Below are 1,849 nucleotides of genomic sequence, written 5' to 3' on the forward strand. Positions count from 1 at the left end.
CCCCAATCCCCAACTTGTCCGCCGCGTCCTGCAACCACTCCGGCGGCGACAACAGGAACGACGTCTGGTTCAGGTCCACCCGGGCCGCCGCCGCAGGCACCGCGTCCGCGACACCCCCCGCCTCACCCCCGTACCGCTCCTCGTACCGCCGGATGACCTCGCCGACCGGCAGGGCGGGCCACAGCGTGGCCTCCCCGCTGTCGCGGGCGATGACGAGCCGCTGGGCGCCCCCGTCACCGCGGGGACCCTCCGCGCGGTCCTCCGCCCAGACCACGAACCCGAGGCCGAACTCCCGTACGCGCACCTCGCGATGCTGGTACACGGGCACGTCCCCGTTGACCCACTCCTCCGCGCGCTCCTGCGCCTGCGCGAACGTCACCATGTGCGGATCACTCCCCAGCAACCGGAACGACGCGGGCGAAGCCGCCGTCCACCATCAGGTTGGCCACCGTCTCCAACTCCGGTGGATCACCGGCGAGTCGGGACAGGAACGCGTCGAAGTCGTCGCCGCAGGGCACGAGGAGGCGTTCGACGCGCTCGGCCGGCGGCCAGGTCGGGTCGGCGTCGCGGACGTCGTCGTACGCGCAGAACCAGACGGACCCGAGGCGCTCGCCCTTGACCTTGACGGCGATCAGGCCGCCCTGGACGAAGCCGACGCCGAGGTAGTCCTTGGTGAGATGGTCGCGCAGACACTTGTTGACGTACACGAGGTCGTTGACGGCGGCCTCGTCGCGGACCGTGAAGAACGGCTGGTCAACAAGGAGCCCGAGCTCGGCGTCGAGCGCGGTCCCGACGGGCGCGCAGCCGCCCGCGGCCTTCAGGAAGGAGCGGTAGGCGCCGGGCAGGCGGTAGCCGAGGTCCTCCTCGACCCCCTGGACCTGCGCCTCGGTCACCGCGACACCCGACTTCGGCAGCCGGAAGTGGGTGGGCCGGGTCTCCTGGAGCGGCCGGGTGCCCCGTTTCGCGTGGTCGACGCGGGCCGTCGCGACACCGCCGTGGTGGCGCAGCAGCGCCTTGACGTCTACGGGTATCAGTTCGAGGCGGCGCGTCCCGGCGACGTGGTGCCAGGTCCAGCCGTGCGGGGTAGCCACCGGGGACACCGTGTCCCACAGCTCGTGCCCGGCGGCGGCCTGCGCGGCGTTCGCCGACACGTAGTCCGTGAGGCGCAGTTCGTCGACGCCGAACCCCTCCGGGGGGTCGGCGATCTCCGCCACCGCGCGCGCGTACGGCGAGAAGTCGGGGTAGCCGCGCTCGTCGACCCGTACACCTCTGGGGTGACGGCCCGCCCGGACCGGGTCCGGAAAGTGCACGACCTGCCCGGCGTATGCCGCGTTCGGCGGCGCGGTCTGCCCGAGCCGACCTGTCGTCATGGCGGTTGCCCCCTGCGGCGCTCTGTACGGCACCCGCCGGCGGTTCCGCTTTCCCGGCCCCGTCCGACACGCCCCGTATCCGACTGTCTCCACCGCTTCCCGGCACACGTCCGTCGCGCACCCACGGTGCCGACAGCCTATGCGGTACGGCCGGACGGGTCACCGGCCCTCCACTTCGTCCCCCTCCAGTACGGTGACCTGCCGTCACCCTCTGGTGACAGCCCGGCCCGTCCCGGGCGTGTCGCCACGCCCCAGCTTCCGCACAGGCCACGCCATTTGGCACCCTGTGTCCTCCGGGGGGATGCCCGGGGAGGGAAAGACGATCATGAACGCGACGCAGACAGGACCGCACGGCACGGACCGCAACGCGGGCGACACCGTTCACGGAACGTCACCCGACGTCCACAGAACACCCCACGCGTCGCAGGTCCCACCGCACAGAACGGACGGCGCCCCGCACGCCCCCGCCGACCCCCGCG

At 72.6% G+C, this 1,849-nt stretch carries 1 protein-coding gene and 1 pseudogene; both read right to left on the reverse strand.

All coding sequences use genetic code 11. From position 1 onward, the window contains the following. Nucleotides 1-382: pseudogene (locus AOK24_RS42455) on the reverse strand (SUKH-4 family immunity protein); the annotation flags it as partial. Between the two features lie 7 nt (nucleotides 383-389). Then, nucleotides 390-1,370, reverse strand: coding sequence for an SMI1/KNR4 family protein (locus AOK24_RS42460; RefSeq protein WP_055725206.1), 981 nt, complete (start codon nucleotides 1,368-1,370; stop codon nucleotides 390-392). Between the last annotated feature and the right edge of the window lie 479 nt (nucleotides 1,371-1,849).

This window comes from Streptomyces niveiscabiei (genome assembly GCF_001419795.1).
Lineage (GTDB): Bacteria > Actinomycetota > Actinomycetes > Streptomycetales > Streptomycetaceae > Streptomyces > Streptomyces niveiscabiei.